This is a genomic window from Pedobacter rhizosphaerae, assembly GCF_900111155.1.
GTDB classification, from domain to species: domain Bacteria; phylum Bacteroidota; class Bacteroidia; order Sphingobacteriales; family Sphingobacteriaceae; genus Pedobacter; species Pedobacter rhizosphaerae.
Genome location: NZ_FOGG01000019.1, coordinates 72979 through 90328, shown reverse-complemented (window position 1 = coordinate 90328; position 17350 = coordinate 72979). Strand labels below are relative to the sequence as shown.

Sequence of the window (17350 nt, the reverse complement as noted above, 5' to 3'; positions counted from 1 at the left end):
CATTTTGGTATTAAGCATCCTAAGAGGCTTTACTAGTTTTGTTTTTAATTAAAAACAAGTAAAAAATAATAGATATGAGTAGAAAAGCATTAATTATAATCGACGTTCAGAATGACTATTTTGAAAATGGAGCCATTGAACTTGTGAACCCTGTGGAAGCTAGCTTAAACGTTGCTAAAGTAATGAAACATTTCAGAGAAAATAATTTACCAATTGCGCACATACAACATGTATCAGCTAATCCAGAAGCCGTGCCAATTTTTGTTAAGGGAACCAAAGGTGTAGAGATCCACGAAAATGTGAAACCATTGGAGGAGGAACATATTTTTGAGAAATTTTATCCGAATAGTTTTAGAGAAACAGGGCTTTTGGATTATTTAAAAGAAAATGATGTAAGCGAGGTGATCATTACCGGCATGATGACCCACATGTGTGTGGATGCGACTACACGTGCTGCATTCGATCTTGGCTATAAATGTACTGTGATCGGAGATGCCTGTGCATCGAGAGATTTGGAGATCAATGGAAAAACGGTAAAAGCGGATGATGTACACCATGCATTTTTGGCCGCGCTAGCGTTTTTCTATGCAGAGATAAAAAGTACTGAAGAGTTTTTATCGGCATAAAACTAAATTAAGAGTCAAAGAGCCAAGGGGAACGATTGTTCTACTTGGCTCTTTTAGTTACAGGGTTTTCATATGACGTTTAATAATGTATTGAGATCTAAAATACAACAGAACAGAAGAGGTTAACAAACCAAATGTTAATCCGTACCAAATTCCCTCCACACCAAACTCATGCTTAATGCCTAGAAGATAAGCTATGGGCAATCCCACAATCCAGTAAGCAAAAAAAGTTATGGATGTTGGAATTCTGACGTCTCCCATACCTCTTAATGTACCCAAGCCAACAACCTGGGTGCCATCAAAAACCTGAAAAATGCCTGCAATGACTAATAACTGCGCCGCCAGGGTTACAACCGCTGAATCACTGGTTATAAGATATGGCAGATATTGATTAAAAATTGTGAAAACAACTGCAAAAAACAGCATAAAAACAATGACTAGATGGTAAGAAACGGCTGAAAATTTCTGAATTCTAAAATAATTTTGACTTCCAAAACTATTGCCTACCTTGATGGTTGCTGCCGAAGCTACCCCACCAGCCATCATGTAAGTCATCGCTACAAAAGTAATTGCAGTCTGATGAGCTGCCTGATCCACGGCCCCAATTTTACCTGCCATTAATGCCGCTACTGCAAATGCGCCAATTTCAAAAATATACTGCATGGCAACAGGTAATCCAATTCTAATAATCCTGGTAATTCTTGACAAGTCTACAAATTGGATAGAAAAATGATTGATATAGGCTTTAAAATTTCTTGATTTCAAAACATACCAGACCATTACGATCATCATCAGTATCCGATCAACTAAGGTTGCAACACCTATTCCCTTCACTCCCATAGGCGCAAACCCAAACATTCCTTTAACCAAAACCACGGCTAATAACAAATTGAGCACATTGCCCCAAATCGTAATCTGCATTGCTTGTTTTGTAAAGCCTAACCCCTCTGCAAATTGTTTGAAGGCTTGGAAAATCATTAATGGAAAAATGGAAATACCTAAAAGCAGCAAATATGATTTTGCGGTTTCAATAACACGAGGATCCTGACTTACGTGATACATCGCAAACATAGAGCCGTGATACACTACCAAAAAAAGTAAAATTGCAACTATTCCATTTATCCACATACTGTTTGAAAGCAGCCTGGAACATTCCTGATGATTTGATTTTCCATTTTCCTGCGCAATCAAAGGAGTTAATCCATAGGCAATCCCCGTTCCCAATACCAATACCACCATAAAAACCGAGTGAACCAGTGATACAGCTGCTAGGGATATTGTACCCGCAAAATGACCAACGATTATCGAGTCCACTGCTAATACCAAAGTGTGACCAAGCTGCGAAACCACAACTGGTCCCGCCAGCATTATTGTACTTTGGTAGTATATTTTATTGGATTTATATTGTTGTAGCATGATAATAATCTTAACACTCAACTAACTAGAGCGTTAAGCGCGAAATTAGCGATTCGCATATCGCATTTTGCTACCAAAAATCTACGAAATCCTACCGTTTTGATAATCTCAGAAAACGTTTGGACTAAGCCTTACCAGAAAAAAGTTTAATTAGGCCATAATAAGACCACAAATAATCCCATTCTATCTAAACATAGCTTTAATTAATACAGTCCTTTGATAAATTCATATTCTTTTTCTTTTTCGTTTGGTTGTAAGAGAATATTATTATCTTTTTTAACAAGGGCTACTAATGCATAGAAATCAATCGTTATTTTAACTAAAAAAACTATAATAGCAACTAAAAGAAAAACAAGGTAAATCATCATAATTATTTATTTAATGGTTAATATATATTTACTCAATTCTGCAAGTTCATCGTCTGATAGTTTCCCTTCGAAACTTGGCATCTGTGGGGCATCCGCACGCCTTTTGCCTGGATTTTTAATCCATTTTTTTAAATCTTCGGCATTATCTTTATAAATTGTTGCCATTTCTATAATGGGCGGACCTACAACTTTTACATCTTTTGCGTGGCATGCCGAACAATTTTGTGCAAATAATGCTCCTCCTACGGCTACATCTCCCAGGCTCTCGTCTATTTCCAATTCATCTTCTACTGGATTTTTACGTGCTTCTTCTGATGCTTTGATGAAATCTTTTGTTTTTTGAGCCATCATTTTTTGATGTGGCGCTAAAGAATTAGAACGATAAATATGTCTGCCTGAACCCATAAAAATTACCGTGATGGTTAAACAGATAGCTATTTTCCAAAAGTTATTATTAATATGCTCTGGCTTGCCCACAATTGCTCTATAAATCCAGTACATGGCAGGAATAGCGATAGATGCACCTATAAAAATAATGAAAATCAAATTCCAACCCACCCCTTTTGAGGGTAATGTAACCAGTACGATTGGGCCAATTAAAAATTGGATTACGCTTGCTGTCAATACCAAAGAGTATGCTTTTTTCTTAATATCATAACGGTTAAGATTTTTAAAAATAGTTTCGAAAGGGTATTTTTTACGCCCTATATACCAAAATAAGAACAGGCCTGTAACCGATAGTGAAGCAAAAATAAAATGAAGGTATCTTGGAAAAACATTGGGAAGGGTTAATGCAGAGATAAACCCCTTAATCAAACCCCACTTTTCCGGGAAGAGCATCAAATTGATATTAGTCAAAAATATAAGTGGGATAAATAGAAAGATCAAACATGCCAATGCAATAATGCTGATATGAACTGCTTTGTTATTCTCAAAAATTCTCCAGGTGTACTTATGAAGATAGGTTAGCAAAAACGCAACGGTCACTAATGGGATAATGGCAATCCACATAAGGCCAGTGAGCGAATTTGCGGTATAAAAATACATGGTATAGAGTGTATTTATACTTAACAAAGGTGCAACGCCCATTACCACAGCCAGGCTTTTGTTTACGGTAATGGTTTTGGCAATTTCGTGCGCAAGCTCATCATATTCTTTGTTTTTTAAGCCTTTGATTTGGCACCAAAACGTAAGTAAAGAACCGCCCAGCATTAGGTTAACAAATACAATATGTACCAGAAAAGAAAAAACCAATACAAATACCAATATGGGTTCGGGAACCGGTAATGGTAATGGAATATCTTTCGGAATCGGAATATTTGCTTGTAATAAAAAATTCATGTTGGTTATTTCTTTTTTATGTTTTCTATATCGGTTTTTTCTTTAGCAAGGTTTTTTTCTGCCGTTGCTTTAAATGCTTCTACAGATTGCTCTGGATTAAGTGTCACCCCTGTTTCTTGCGCACCTTCCAACACCTCGCCAGTTATCTGAAGTTGTTTAATGTAAGCCACGATAGCATCGATTTCCTTTTTATTGCCAGGGAAAGGTGGCATATAAGCTCTAGCGTTATGTAAATTACTGATGTAATTTTTCATCATGGTTTCATCAAAAGGCTTTCCGGTAGAGCCATACATTTTGTCAAATACATCTACAACAGAGTTAACGCCTTGTGTGGTATGGCAACGGCTACAGGCAAGCATAAAAACATTTCGACCAGCTTCTATTTTATTTTCTTTTGTAATTACAGGCGTACTGGAATAGGTTGCCCATTTAAGTAGGCCATCCTTCTTATAAAGTGGATAATCTTCCTCACGTAAAAGATTGGAATACATGTACTCGCTAATAATATATGGTTTGCGAATAAATTCTCTAACCCGTTCAAACAGGCCCATAAAAGCAAGTGCAAAAAGTAGAGTTATTGCTAAAAAAGGTGCGCGAAGCATTTTTGGTTTCCATAAACCGAGTATGGCTGTAATTAATATAATTGAAGTTGCCCCAAGTATTACTTTCCACATAATGTCGTACCATTGCTGAAAGGCTTGCGTACCGATAGCCACGTTCATATTGGCCAATTGCGTCTCTGGAATAACTTTGAAATAGTAAGCAGAACCAGCTACTGCAAATGGTAACCAGCATAAAATCCATTTAGAAATTAATTTAAATGTGTTGGTTCGAATTTCTTCTCCTCGCTTTGTAAATACTGAAGCAAGAAACAAAGCCAAGGTGCCGCCTAGGACCATTGCAAGTGGTGTGCGATATAACAATTGAGGAATATAAAGTGGATTTGTGAATGCCGTAATTAGGTTTTTATCGTTTTTCCAATTCCCAGGATCCATCATAAAGCCCAGAATAGATACGATAATGGCCATGGTTACCCAGGAAAAAACACTGAGATACCAGCCAAATTTAATGTGCCTTGTTTTTGCTTTTATAGATTTGTTGGAATTTTTCCAAGTAAGAAAATAGATTAATATCAACACAACTTCGGTTACAAATACTGTCCATTCTACAAACCAAGCGTAATAAAATACCCTTATTAAACTGGCAATTGAATTTGGACTTACAAGCGAAACGGAAAACCAAATCCCTACCCCTGTCATTGCGCCTATCGTCGTGGTGATAATGAATGCGGTCCACATCATTTTATAAACCATTTTGTCCCATCTGGCATCGGTTATCTCGGTCGGGCCACTATTCATTACGCCTTTATTCTCAAGCCAAGCCATTAAAGGTAAGAAGCCAACAGCCAGAGAATGGTTGATTAGCGCGTGAACAGTGGCTATCAATGCGATTAACATTCTATTGTTAAGCCAGTCAAGATGAAATAAAGGGATGTCCATAAAAATACTTTTTTACAAAAATCCATCTAAAACGTCAATTTCCCTTTAAATAACGAAGCAGGATGTTTATAAAAACAATCCTGCGCGATTTATTAAAACGGACTTATACATCAAGAAAAAAACTAACCAATTCGCATAAACAGTTCGAATGTATCATTATTCAATCCAGGAGGTTTTAGTTATAAAATCTATGTTCTAGCATGAGCAGTAGAGATGTAAAAAACTGTGTCGGATTTTTCACTGCATCACCTTCCCTAGTTACCACCCAACCTGAAAAATTCTTTCTGACCTCCAGAATTAATTTCCCGTCAAAAGTTAAGACTTGGTAGCTGCCATTTACTTTAGCATTCAAATAGGCATTTATTGCAGGTCCTCCTCCATGGATTTCTATTGCTAACAATTTTTCAAAGTGATTTTCGAAAATCTGTTCTACCATCAATGGCTTTAGATTAATCTGTTGCACGCCTACGATTGATGTTGCGCACCTCTGAATGCTATATTTTAAAAGCAGGTAAGTAAAAAGTATAGCAGGAGTTGTGGCAGATAATACCAAAATAGCACTGGTCATATTGATTAATTATATTACAATATTCAGTCTTTGTGTCAGCATATCCAAAAATTAATAAAGCGTGATGTATAGTTAAACAATCACGCTTTATGCTAAAATGAGGTAATATGCATTAAAATTTGTATTGATCTTTAATATTATTCTTACCACGCTTATCCATTCGTCAATTTGCTTATTCGGCTAAGCAAGTTTAAATGGAATAACCTGGACAATTTCAAATTCGTTGAATAAAGCTAGGGTAGCATCCAAAAGTGTATGAAACTCAGCATCGTCTAAAACATTTGAGGATATCATAAATAAACTATCGTCGTTGAGTACTTTTCCAAATTTCAAAGCTCTTTTTTTCCCCTGACAGTTAGCATAATATTCTTTATCGATTAAACCAGCAAACTCATTAAAATCAGACCAAGGTGTTTGCATACGAAGAAAAATTATGACTTCGTGTGCATTTTTAAAAGGATTTTCAGTTCTCATATAAATTCTTACCCAAAAATGTAAGACACAATTTCTATTTTACTGTAGTAAAAGGTACTTCAATCTTGAGCTTTTCCCATTCTACAGCTATCATACCTCTGTTAACATCAACAGGATTGATAGAATAGCGTAGCCTTTGAACCATATGATTTGATTTTGGTACAACATCTACACGAACAACGTCTTCACTCTGATTGTAATCATCAGCAAGGTGTTGGTCATAGTTTTTATTTAAGATAAATGTCCATTTCTCTTTTCCGGGAATGGTAAAAACAGCATATTTCCCTATTGTTATATTTTTACCTCCGATATCGATGGCCTTATTGATGTCCAGGGTGGTTGCCTTATGGGCTCCGGTAACCCACACCTTATCGTAAGGAACCAGTCCTCCCCAAATTACGCGACCTTTGGTTCCAGGAGAACTATAGACCATATGTAAGTGCACACCGCCAATGGTTCTCATTGCTACTAATTGAGGACTCCCCTTAAGGGTGTCTGTTTTTATCAAACCACTATTAATGCTATCGATGTATTTTCGACTGGAGGTAGAGGGCATTTCCATTTGATGTCTTTCATGCCCAGTTTTAACCGGGGTATTTGCTTTTTGGTCTACCTTGTCCGTTTTGTTATTGCATGCGGCAAGAAAAAGGCCTGTCACTAAAATAAATGTTATATTTTTCATTATTGTATGTCAAATGATTAATAAACCAGCATAGCTTGAGTATTTTTTTAATCAGCTGATGCTGGTTTGGTTTATTATTATTTTAAGTATTGATTTTAGAATTCAGAAAGTTTTTTATTAGTCAAAAACTCCTGATCGGTTAGTGTTTTTAAAAAGGCAACAAGCTTTCTCTTTTCATTCCCGTCAAGCGAGATTCCCGGCTTATCCCGCTTTTTAAAAACTGGATCAAGCGAAGCACTTGCTTTCATGCCTGAATTGTAATGTTCCAATACTTCTTCTAAAGATTGCAAACTGCCGTCATGCATATATGGTCCTGTAAATTCTACATTTCGCAGGCTAGGCACTTTAAACTTGCCAATATCAGCATCTGCTAAGGTAATCTCGTGACGGCCTTTATCGAAACGAAAGTCAGCTGTAGATCCATTGTTTCGAAAACTGCCATCGGTAAACAGGTCAGAGGAGTGGCAGGTACTACATTTATCTTTGAAAATGTTAAGCCCCTCAAGTTCATCTGCATTAAGCACTTCACCTTCTTTTCTGACATATTTATCATACCTGCTATTGGCCGAGACCATCGTTGCCAAAAATTGCGAAATGCTCTTCAAAAACAAATTTGTAGTGATACTATCCACGCCATAGGTGGCTTTGAACCTGGCTTTATAAAGTAAAGAAGCATTCAGTTTTTTTAGTACATGATCTAAATTTTCACCCATCTCTACTTCATTTTCGATTGCGTTTACTGGTGTAAGGTCTAAATTAAAAACACCTCCATCCCAGAAAAATGATTTACTGAAAATCAAATTGGCTAAAGGCAGTGCGTTACGTCTGCCAATCCTGTTTTCTACACCGTGACTGAAATCATGGTCCTGTTGAACAAAAGCAGAAACCTGTTGATGGCAGGAACCGCATGAAGTAGAGCCATCAATAGAAAGCAACCCATCGTAGAAAAGCTGTCTACCCAATTCCACCCCTTTTTGCGTAATTTTATTTTTTTCAAGATTATACACTGGAGCAGGGAAATTTGAAGGGACTACTATTTTTACAGGCTGATCATCATCGATAACAAATGCACTTGCTACCACAAAAGCTATCATCAAAAAAAAGATGAGATACATTTTTAGCTTTTTCATGTCTATTTGTAAGAAAGATTGAAAAATTTAAAGCAAGAAATATAATTGTCCGCGATCTTGGTAGATATATCCCCCCACATCACTGTCGACCTTTCAGCAATTTTAATGGGTGTATGTGCATCAAACATGCCCGCTAGGTCAACATTTATAGCCACAACTGGATTTTTATCTCTAGAAACCATCAATCCGTTTGTTTCAAATTCTTTTGTCCTTATACTGTTAATAGTTTTTGTGTTGTATCCTCCAAATCCTCCAACGTGGTATGCGAATTTGTTCTTCTGCTGGTCTGGTGCCGAGGGAGATGTACCTTCCATTTTAAAGAAGATGTAACCTGAATTCCATATCCAGTACATCCCTTTTGCTGTTCCACCTACGTCCAGAGCGCCCGTTCTTCTTGCAATATCCATTGTATTGCGAACACTATCCACACCAACTGTAAAGGTGATTCCACTGTACTCGCCTTTAGGAATATTTTTTAAATGAAGTTGCTTGGACTGTATCTCGGATTCCTTTACCAAAAAATAAGAACTATCCTGGGGAATACTGTAGCTTGTTCCATCCTTTTTGGTTAATTTGATGTTGCTTATAAAATAGTTCAGGGTTGAGAACTTGATTTTTTCGTCATGAGAATTGACAAATTCGCTGGTGAAATCAATCTTTTGTCCTTTGAAAAAGTGATTAAAGCTGATGGTGAGATTACCTGTATCATCAGTTTTTGATGTGAAGCCTAATAATAGACCAATAGTCAATATCAACAGTATACTTTTTATCTTTGCATTCATTTTGTTAAATTTTAAGTTCATTTCTTTAATTATTTTCTTTACGAAATTGTTCCGGGGTATCCCCGGTTTGTTTTTTGAAGAAGGTGATGAAGTAAGAGAGGTTTTCAAACCCTAGTTTATTAGCAATTTCGTTTACTGATAAATTGGTGTGATGCAGAAAACGTTGCGCTTCAATCGTAATCCTTCTTCTGATCAGATCTCCAGCAGTCTGTCCTGTTTCTTCCCTGCATATTTTATTAAGATAATTAGGGCTAATATGTAGGAGTTCTGCATAACCTGAGGGCATTTTTTTTATTGCATAATAGCGCTCAATCAACGCTTCGAACTGATGAATTTTATCTTGCCTTAAGCTCCTTACTTTTTCAACTTCAAATGGTCTGAAAATCCTCTCCAGCTCACACATTATAATATTCAGGAAGGAGCGTAGAACTTTTTCAGTACCTTTCTTCTGGACTGTAAACTCTTCGAGCAATAATGTATTTAACACTTCAAAGTGAACGTGCTGCTCATCGCAAAGGCGGATGTAAGGTTTAGAACCACTCTGTAAAAAAGTAAATTCATGTAGGATATTATTGTTGTATCGAAGAGAAAAAAAATCTTCTGTAAAACATATCATCGTACCTTTCGCTTGCCTGTTAATGTCAATACTGCTAACGCAACGAGGTTTAATTATGATCACCTTTGCATCGTCTAAACGGATCTTTTGGTCGTCAATGATTAGCTCACCCATGGCATGCTCTATAAAAAGCAACATGTAAAACTCCTGCTTGTGCGGATACTCCAGCGATGGAAATTTCTGCAATAGACCATTCAATTCACCCATCCAAAAATGTTTAGGCTCTTCAACAAATAAACCAATGTTGCAAACAGTCAATTCTTTTGTCTGCATAATTATGGTTTTTAAGAAGTAAAAATTTTTGAGATTTAAGTCCTTTGAGGGGGCTGAAAAACATTCATGACAAAAACGTCGGAGTAATCCGAGTAATAAAAGAAATTTGGATTGGAGTCAATAATCCGAATGCCGTTTTCTCGAGTTTGTAATTGCTGTTCTAAATAAAAAAGCTGCGTTTCTTTTTGTTTAAGTTCTGGCAATTTTTGCTCTTGCTTATCATTTTTCTTCAACTGGCTGTTTAGGTAACACTGACCTTCGCAGATGGGAATAAGATCAAAGCGATTGATACAAATATTTTTTGAAATATAATCACGGTTAGCATAAAAGGAAACACAAATCCATAGCGAAGATGTTGCCTTAAAGAGAAACAACGACATGAGTAATATGGATAAGAGTTTTTTCAATTTGCTATTTTTCTTTTAAAAGAAGATTGATTTCACTTATTAACCTTTTTGTGTCTTCAGGATCCGTACCGTCATAAACTCCTCTGATATGCTGATTAGTATCAACCAGCAAAAGACCTCCACTATGGATATAACCTCCAGGAGCGGTTTTATCAGCATAGGCAGTAGCATAATAGCTATCCTTGGCGATGGCATAAATACTATCCCTATTTCCAGTCACAAAGTTCCATTTGGCGGATTTAACACCCAGGTTTGCTGCATATTTTTTAAGCCTTTCAACGGTATCGTTCTTGGGATCTATGGTATGTGATAAAAACATTACCCGTGGATCATCCTTAAAAGTATCATATACCATCCTCATCTCCATTGTCATTTTTGGACAGATTGTGGGACAGCTTAAAAACATAAAATCAGCTATATAGATCTTGTTCCTAAAATTCTGATTGGTAACTTTTATACTATCCTGATTGATAAATGAAAAAGGTTTTATTACCGGATAAACCTGTTCACCGTTTAAAGTAGATGGGTTTCCAAGAAAAGGCAGTTTAGTTTCTGTATTTGTACAGCTAAAAAGCAGTAAGGCAAAAAACGAATAGGTCAACTTCTTTTTCATAATTCTATTAATGTATTTAACTGTTAAGATAGTCATTTCAATTAATGATTTTTCTCTCTACAGAGACCAACAATTTCGTGGAAACGGTCATGAAGTGCAGTTAAACTCTTCAAAATAACGGCATCTTTTTCCTTGCTTTTAACCTGTTGATCAAGGACTTTGCTCTCCATGTAGAGTTTTTCTATGGAGGCTTTAATTGCAGGCGTTTTATAAGCCTTTGGAATCAGTGAATTTTGCATTTTGGAAGCTTTTGCTGTCAACTCAGCACTCTTTTGCTTGATGCGATTAAGATTTCCTTCCTCGGCGGAATGAAAAGTATCGGACATCACGCTATGAAATGCCTTAAGTTCAGGCCAACTATCAAATATAGTTTGCGCATTTGTTTGCGCTGTCATGGCTAAAACGAAGCTGAATAGGATTAATATTTTTTTCATTTTTAGTTTTTTATTTCAAACCTTTATTGATGGTATTTACTTGAAGGATCGTCTTTTATTTATTTTTCTTTTAATAATATGTCCATATCTTTCATCAGCTTTTCCACCTGTTCATCAACCGTACCGTCATACGCATTTCTGATTCGACGATGTTTATCAACTAAAACCAGATAGCCCTGATGGACAAAGCCCCCAGCAGCCTGTTTATCCTCATTAACTGATACCAGATAGTTCTTTTGCGCCAAAGCATAAATAACTTCCTGAGGACCCCATAAAAACTGCCACTGTTTCCCATCTACGCCAAGTTTGGTCTTGTATGCTTTTAACTTAGAAGGAATATCATGCCTGACGTCAATGGTATGAGAAAGGAACATTACATTCGGATCATCTTTGTACTTCTCAAAAACCTTCTTCAGGTTCCTATGCATTATAGGACATATCGTAGGACAACTCGTAAAGAAGAAATCCGCGACATAGATTTTTCCATCAAAATCTTTATTGGTAGTCGCTACGCTATCCTGATTGAGAAAGGTAAATTCGGGAATGGTGCGGTAAACTGTATCGGCTACCTCTTTACCACCCACAATTTTGGTATCAACACGTTCAACCAACATCGGAAGTTTCTTTTCCTCGGTACAAGAACTATAGCTGATTAGCATTCCAAATGCTACTAAGTTTAAAATCAGGCTAGCTGATTTCGATATTATTTTTCTAGTTTCCATCTGTTTCTAATGTTTGTGCCCAGCGTGTTCTACTGGAGCATCCTGCTTATTAACTTTGTATTTTTTCAAATAACTATCAGACTGACCAAGCGCAGATTTAAACACACTGTCCATCTTCACTAGTTTAATTTTTTCCTCCTGAAAATATTTTATGGCGGCCTCATTACTTTTTCCGTCTATTTCGGGTTTAAAAACCTGCATCCAATCCATCATGCTCTCATCTGCATCATTTAACTTCTTAATTAAACTAGTGATGTATTGCTTTTCTATCAGTGTATCTAATTTAGGATCTGATAATTTCATTTTTTTAAGCCCTGTACCCAACATGGTATCCAGTGACATTTTGTTACGTATGGCCAGTTCCCCGTCCATCATGAGTTTATCGTGCATATCCATTACTTCTTTCCTTACGGTTTTGTAATCTGGCTTGTTTTCACAGGCTGAAAAGGTAATGATCAAACCCAGACACATCAAAAGTTTGGTGATGTTTTTAATTCTAATTGTTTTCATGTAAGTTGTTTTTAAAATGGGATTGATATATGGGTCATTATTCTATTGCCAGCAAAAGCTCTGCCTCCGGCCAAATTCTGTGATCGTATATTCTGGTAATTAGCGCCAAAAGAAATGCCTTTCATGGCGAATTCCAATCCTGCGATTGCGGCTAAAGAATGTCCGCCAGACACTGCCACCTCATATTTATTGCTTTCTACATCTTTTGCGGATGTTTCATACAGAATACCTGCATTTGGAGCCACAGTAAATGACTGGAAAATTCTGAATTTGTAATATGCCAATACATTGGTTGTTAACTTATTGCCATATCTGTATTCGTACTTATTTTGGGTATTAATTTTATAATTTACATTTGCATTCAAACCCAGGTCGTTGTAACGAATATCATAAGCGGCATTAAAGGTAAAATCTGTGCTAGCGGTACCCAATTGAAAATTATTTGGCGACTCCTGGATCGCTAGACGTTCTGCCGGTTCATACTTTCCGGTAGGTGTTTTTATACCTGCACCCAGCCAGAGGGATTGGACTAGAAGCTTGCTTCCCAAAGTTCCAGTCTTACTGAACAGATTATAGTATCCCATTAGGGCAACATCTCCCAAACCTGTTTTTGTACCTTGTTGATCCTGACTAACCCGTTTATTAAAATTATAAGGGACAAAGACCAGCACCCTAAATTTTTTACCAATATTCCAGCCTCCCCAAAGTTCAGCACTTTGATAGGTCTCATCTGTAGCCAATGGAGTACGCTCTCCTCTGGGTCCTAGATGAGTCTGCAAAGTTTTATACTGGTATCTTAAGCCAAAGAATCGCTTATTATACTCGGGTAAAATACCGATATAATAACTTCCAACACCACAACCGCATATATCACAGGCTTTGGCGCAAATGGTAAAACCTACAATCGCTATTACTAACATCAATTTTAATTTCATCTGATCTATTTTATTGCTCTGCTAAAAGTGGGTTCTTAATAAATTCTTCATCGTTAAGGGTATTCAAAAATGCTGCAATTTTTGTTTTTTCAGTACTTGCCAGCATAATCCCGAGTTTACTTCCTTTTAACAAAGGATCTAAATTTTGAGTATTTACGACCTCATTATTATAATGTTCAAACACACCATTTAGGCTCAGAAACCGTCCATCGTGCATGTATGGAGCCGTGTATTTTAGATTTCTCAGGGAGGGCACCTTAAATTTATACTTATCTGTTTCCAAAAGGGTTGCCACATATAAGCCTTTATCATTCACTGGGCTGATTGCCAACCCATTGTTACGGAAGGAGCCATCGGTAAATAGAGGCTCGGAATGGCATGTAGCACATTTCTCCTTAAAAAGCACATATCCTTCCATTTCCTCCGAAGTAAAAGAGGCGCCACTTTCCTTTCTAATTACCTTATCATACTTAGAGTTGCTACTCACACACATCAGCATGAATTGAGATAAGGCTTTCATAAAGTTAGCAGTATTGATTTCCTCAGTTCCAAAAGCAGCCTTGAATTTACTAGTGTATTTAGGCATGGCCCTCAATTTTTTATACACATTTTCCAAATTTTCATCCATCTCTTCATGGGTTGTTATTGGCGTAATGGGCTGGGTATCTAAGTCGTGAATACCACCACCCCAATTGAAAGCCCTGCTCCAAGCTAAGTTCATAATAGGTGGCGAGTTTCGTGTTCCTAGTCTGTCATCAATACCATGGCTTACATCATGTCCATGTTGAGTAAATGCAGACGACTGTATGTGACATGAACTGCAGGTTATCGTATTATTTCTCGAAAGGCGAGGTTCATTGAACAACATTCTACCCAATTCAAAACCATCTTTTGTAATTTTGTTATTTTCAAATTTATATACGGGTTCAGGAAAGTTTGTAGGCTTTTGGAAGCCTAAAAATGTTTCTAATTCTTCTATTAAAGGTTCACTTTTTTTACAGGCAACAATAAATAATCCCATAAAGAGTAGCACGATTAAATGTTTACTGTTCATAGCTTAATTCTCTGTATGATCATGCGTGAATAATTGGGTTAGGTTGGCAGCAATATTTACGCTATAATCACTAAACATTACGTTAGGATGTGATGCAATACTAAAAGAATTTTTACCATTAAAAACCTTCATCACATCTACAAATAAATGAACATTGCTTTGTCTATCCTTTCTGACTTTGGCTATTCCAGCATTGTTCAGATCAATAGTTATTGTCTTAATATTATTTATGGTTGGGGCGCTATAACCACCAAAGCCGCCAATGTGATATTTAAATTGTTTTTTACCTGTTGGATCACCATTTACATCATCAGATATCACGCTTGAATTGCCTTCATATTTAAAAAATATATAACCGGAATTCCAGCCCCAATACATACCACCGGCATCGTGTCCTCCACCAGCAGCTGGATCTAATATTCCAGTGCGCTTTGATAAATCCATTGTACTACGCAGACTATCTACACCTAGGGTAAAGGTTACTTTTGTATAGTCGCCTTCTGGCACTTCAACTTTTGTAAAACGGGTAGTTTTATCGGCCCCGTTAATCATAAAGTAACTTTTTTCTTGTGGCACGGTATAGGTTTTTCCTTCGGCAGTTGTCACTTTGATATTGCTGACAAAGTACTGCAACATAGAAATGGAGAATTTCTCGCCGGCTGCATTAGTGTAAAGATTACCAGTATTATTAATGGAAAAGGTCCGGTCGCCCACAATATTATCAAATTCAATAGAAAATGGCGCAAGATTTTTTTCTTCAAATTCTGGAGTTGGACTATCTGTCTTTGAACATGATCCTAGTAATAGAATGGTGCAAATGGCAAGCACAGCGTGTTTTATATTTATACTTATTGTTTTCATGTTTCTTAATTAGCGTTGCTAAATTTTTTATTTGTAATAAAATCATTATCTGTCAAGGCCATAAGAAAAGCCTTGATGTCTAACTTTTCCTTTGGAGAAATTGGTACGCCCAACTGTTTATTATTTTGAAAAAGAAGGGGATCTACAGTCGAGGATTTTTTTAATCCAGAGTTGTAGTGTTCCAATACCTCATCAATATTTTTAAAGCGCCCATCGTGCATGTATGGAGCAGTCAACATGACATTTCTTAACGTAGGTGTCTTAAAACTCCCCAAATCTGATGGATCATGTGTTATTCTATATCTGCCTTGATGTATTCCTTCATGTTCATCGCTATATACATCATCAATACCATTGTTATGGTAGGCATTATCTGTAAAAAGTTCTCCTGAATGGCAAGATTTGCACTTAATATGTATTAGGTTCAAACCTCGCAACTCCTGAGCATTCAAGGAAATTTCACCAAGCTTAAATTTATCATACTTTGAGTTTGATGATATCAGGGTAAGTTGAAATTGAGCCAGTGCCTTCGCCACGTTGGTTGCTTTGACACCGTCCTTAAAAATATCGGAAAATCTCTTTACATATTCGGGCACCTGCTTCAATTCAAATTCTAACTCGTTTAAATCCTGCTGCATTTCATGCATATTGGTGATTGGCCCAAAAGCCTGAGATTCCAAGTTTTTAGAGCCTCCATCCCAAAAGAAACCGTTAGCCCAAGCCAAATTAATTAGTGCTGGAGAATGCCTTTCTAAGTTTTGGCCAGATACACCGGCATTGGTTAATGCAACTCCATCTGAAAATGCCAAACGCTGGCTATGACATGAGGCGCAGGAAACCTTATTGTTGCCAGAAAGTCTAACATCGTAAAACAGCAACCTTCCCAATTCTACACCTTGATTACTTAATGGATTATCGGAATTTATTTTAATCGCTGGAAACCCCTCAGGAGCGGTTAATGTGATGTACTGAACGGCTTCACTGGACACAGGAATAACTGGCTCTTTCTTGCAAGACATAATTACGCCTGCAAGAAAGAAGGAAACGATTCTGTGTGCTGAAAAACGTCTCAAAATTGCCAGTTATTTATATGAATATTACTTTTTTATCCCTTCTGCTGATTTAAAACTAATGGCCTTTGAAATGACATTATCTGTCAACCTGGTCATCAATGCTGGCTTTGTTGCGCCTATAATATTATCGGTAAATGGAGCCTCTAAGTCAAGGATTTTTTTTGCATCTACCGTTAAGTCAATTTTTGATGTATAATCACCACCTATTGAAATTGGATTAATTAGCTCAATGGTTTTCTGTTTAAACTGTGCGTTTGAGCCAGTTTCGAAGGTGAAATTTTTAGAAACAGCTGCCTCGGGAGCAGACTTAACCCACGTGATTTTTCCCGCTGTAGAAGTAAATATATAACTGGTAAACCACATCCAGTCATCGTTTGCCATTGCTGTCAATGCGGATAGTTCTCCGGCTCTAAGGGTCAAGTTATCATTGTACCTTGAATCAACCCCTATAGAGAATTTAACAGTTTTATATTCTCCAAAAGGAATATCTCTTATGATTACATTTTCTCTTTTGTTAGCCGGATATACTTTATTGAATGATCCACCCTGAATTGGTTGTGCCGTATTTTCTTCGATTAAATAGTAAGAATCTGGCACCTTGTATTCATTTCCATCCTTTGTAACAAGTATGACATTAGAAACCCAATAACGTAACTTTGTAAACTCATAAGTGAATTTAGCGTTTCCAGAAGAGCTTGTAAGCTCGTAATCAAATGCCTTGTTCAAGGCAAAATCCTGGCTTCCATAGATGGCATCAAAGTTTAACGATAAGGTTCCTGCAGCTTGTTTAAGTTCAGTTTCAGGGACTATTTCTTCTTTGGAACAAGAAGCAAATAATAGGGTGATTAGCGATATAATTGTAAGAAATTTTTTCATCATAGTATTTTTTGGACACAAAGGTCCCTTCAATATGCTTTCGCATTTGTTTTGATCATAAAATTTACAGTCAGGTAGAAAGATCTAACT

The 17350-nt window shown here is 36.8% G+C and carries 21 protein-coding genes; 1 reads left to right on the top strand and 20 read right to left on the bottom strand.

Annotated features, from left to right (window positions below; all coding sequences use genetic code 11):
- Window positions 1-74: 74 nt before the first annotated feature.
- Entirely contained in the window at window positions 75-626 is a 552-nt protein-coding gene (locus BMX11_RS15615) for a cysteine hydrolase family protein (protein ID WP_090885901.1), read from the top strand.
- Window positions 627-683: 57 nt separating this feature from the next.
- Here the strand turns inward: BMX11_RS15615 and BMX11_RS15610 are convergent, their stop codons facing one another.
- The 20 genes from BMX11_RS15610 to BMX11_RS15520 form a co-directional block, all read right to left on the bottom strand.
- Window positions 684-2042: an MATE family efflux transporter gene (locus BMX11_RS15610; RefSeq protein ID WP_090885899.1), complete on the bottom strand. Its 1359-nt coding sequence runs from the start codon at window positions 2040-2042 to the stop codon at window positions 684-686.
- A gap of 203 nt (window positions 2043-2245) precedes the next feature.
- Entirely contained in the window at window positions 2246-2410 is a 165-nt protein-coding gene (locus BMX11_RS24335) for a hypothetical protein (RefSeq protein WP_175474579.1), read from the bottom strand.
- A 6-nt stretch (window positions 2411-2416) separates the two neighbouring features.
- Complete coding sequence (locus tag BMX11_RS15605) at window positions 2417-3751, bottom strand: c-type cytochrome (RefSeq protein ID WP_090885897.1); 1335 nt, start codon at window positions 3749-3751, stop codon at window positions 2417-2419.
- 5 nt (window positions 3752-3756) lie between these two features.
- Complete coding sequence (locus BMX11_RS15600; RefSeq protein WP_090885895.1) at window positions 3757-5250, bottom strand: c-type cytochrome; 1494 nt, start codon at window positions 5248-5250, stop codon at window positions 3757-3759.
- 175 nt (window positions 5251-5425) lie between these two features.
- On the bottom strand, window positions 5426-5818 hold the full coding sequence (locus tag BMX11_RS15595; protein WP_090885893.1) for a hypothetical protein: 393 nt from the start codon (window positions 5816-5818) through the stop codon (window positions 5426-5428).
- 180 nt (window positions 5819-5998) lie between these two features.
- Window positions 5999-6292, bottom strand: a complete 294-nt coding sequence (locus BMX11_RS15590) for a hypothetical protein (protein WP_090885891.1) — start codon at window positions 6290-6292, stop codon at window positions 5999-6001.
- Window positions 6293-6326: 34 nt separating this feature from the next.
- Window positions 6327-6974, bottom strand: coding sequence for a DUF2911 domain-containing protein (locus tag BMX11_RS15585; RefSeq protein WP_090885889.1), 648 nt, complete (start codon window positions 6972-6974; stop codon window positions 6327-6329).
- Between the two features lie 95 nt (window positions 6975-7069).
- Window positions 7070-8104 (bottom strand): cytochrome-c peroxidase, encoded by a 1035-nt coding sequence (locus BMX11_RS15580; protein WP_245738684.1) that lies wholly within the window; start codon window positions 8102-8104, stop codon window positions 7070-7072.
- 2 nt (window positions 8105-8106) lie between these two features.
- Entirely contained in the window at window positions 8107-8886 is a 780-nt protein-coding gene (locus tag BMX11_RS15575; protein ID WP_139180201.1) for an MbnP family protein, read from the bottom strand.
- A gap of 25 nt (window positions 8887-8911) precedes the next feature.
- The gene (locus BMX11_RS15570) at window positions 8912-9775 is read right to left on the bottom strand and encodes a helix-turn-helix domain-containing protein (protein WP_090885885.1); all 864 of its coding nucleotides are present in this window, start codon (window positions 9773-9775) and stop codon (window positions 8912-8914) included.
- 35 nt (window positions 9776-9810) lie between these two features.
- Complete coding sequence (locus tag BMX11_RS15565; RefSeq protein ID WP_139180200.1) at window positions 9811-10182, bottom strand: hypothetical protein; 372 nt, start codon at window positions 10180-10182, stop codon at window positions 9811-9813.
- Between the two features lie 4 nt (window positions 10183-10186).
- Complete coding sequence (locus BMX11_RS15560) at window positions 10187-10795, bottom strand: SCO family protein (protein ID WP_090885882.1); 609 nt, start codon at window positions 10793-10795, stop codon at window positions 10187-10189.
- 41 nt (window positions 10796-10836) lie between these two features.
- Window positions 10837-11229: a hypothetical protein gene (locus BMX11_RS15555; RefSeq protein WP_090885880.1), complete on the bottom strand. Its 393-nt coding sequence runs from the start codon at window positions 11227-11229 to the stop codon at window positions 10837-10839.
- Window positions 11230-11288: 59 nt separating this feature from the next.
- Window positions 11289-11951 carry an SCO family protein gene (locus BMX11_RS15550; protein WP_217643849.1) on the bottom strand — a complete coding sequence of 221 codons (663 nt, stop codon included), beginning with the start codon at window positions 11949-11951 and terminating at the stop codon, window positions 11289-11291.
- 6 nt (window positions 11952-11957) lie between these two features.
- Complete coding sequence (locus BMX11_RS15545; protein ID WP_245738683.1) at window positions 11958-12461, bottom strand: hypothetical protein; 504 nt, start codon at window positions 12459-12461, stop codon at window positions 11958-11960.
- A gap of 11 nt (window positions 12462-12472) precedes the next feature.
- Window positions 12473-13396: a transporter family protein gene (locus BMX11_RS15540; protein WP_090885878.1), complete on the bottom strand. Its 924-nt coding sequence runs from the start codon at window positions 13394-13396 to the stop codon at window positions 12473-12475.
- A 10-nt stretch (window positions 13397-13406) separates the two neighbouring features.
- Window positions 13407-14450 carry a cytochrome-c peroxidase gene (locus tag BMX11_RS15535; protein ID WP_090885876.1) on the bottom strand — a complete coding sequence of 348 codons (1044 nt, stop codon included), beginning with the start codon at window positions 14448-14450 and terminating at the stop codon, window positions 13407-13409.
- A 3-nt stretch (window positions 14451-14453) separates the two neighbouring features.
- Complete coding sequence (locus BMX11_RS15530) at window positions 14454-15311, bottom strand: MbnP family protein (protein ID WP_090885874.1); 858 nt, start codon at window positions 15309-15311, stop codon at window positions 14454-14456.
- Between the two features lie 5 nt (window positions 15312-15316).
- Window positions 15317-16384: a cytochrome-c peroxidase gene (locus tag BMX11_RS15525; protein ID WP_245738682.1), complete on the bottom strand. Its 1068-nt coding sequence runs from the start codon at window positions 16382-16384 to the stop codon at window positions 15317-15319.
- A gap of 24 nt (window positions 16385-16408) precedes the next feature.
- The gene (locus BMX11_RS15520; RefSeq protein ID WP_139180199.1) at window positions 16409-17263 is read right to left on the bottom strand and encodes an MbnP family protein; all 855 of its coding nucleotides are present in this window, start codon (window positions 17261-17263) and stop codon (window positions 16409-16411) included.
- Window positions 17264-17350: the final 87 nt, after the last annotated feature.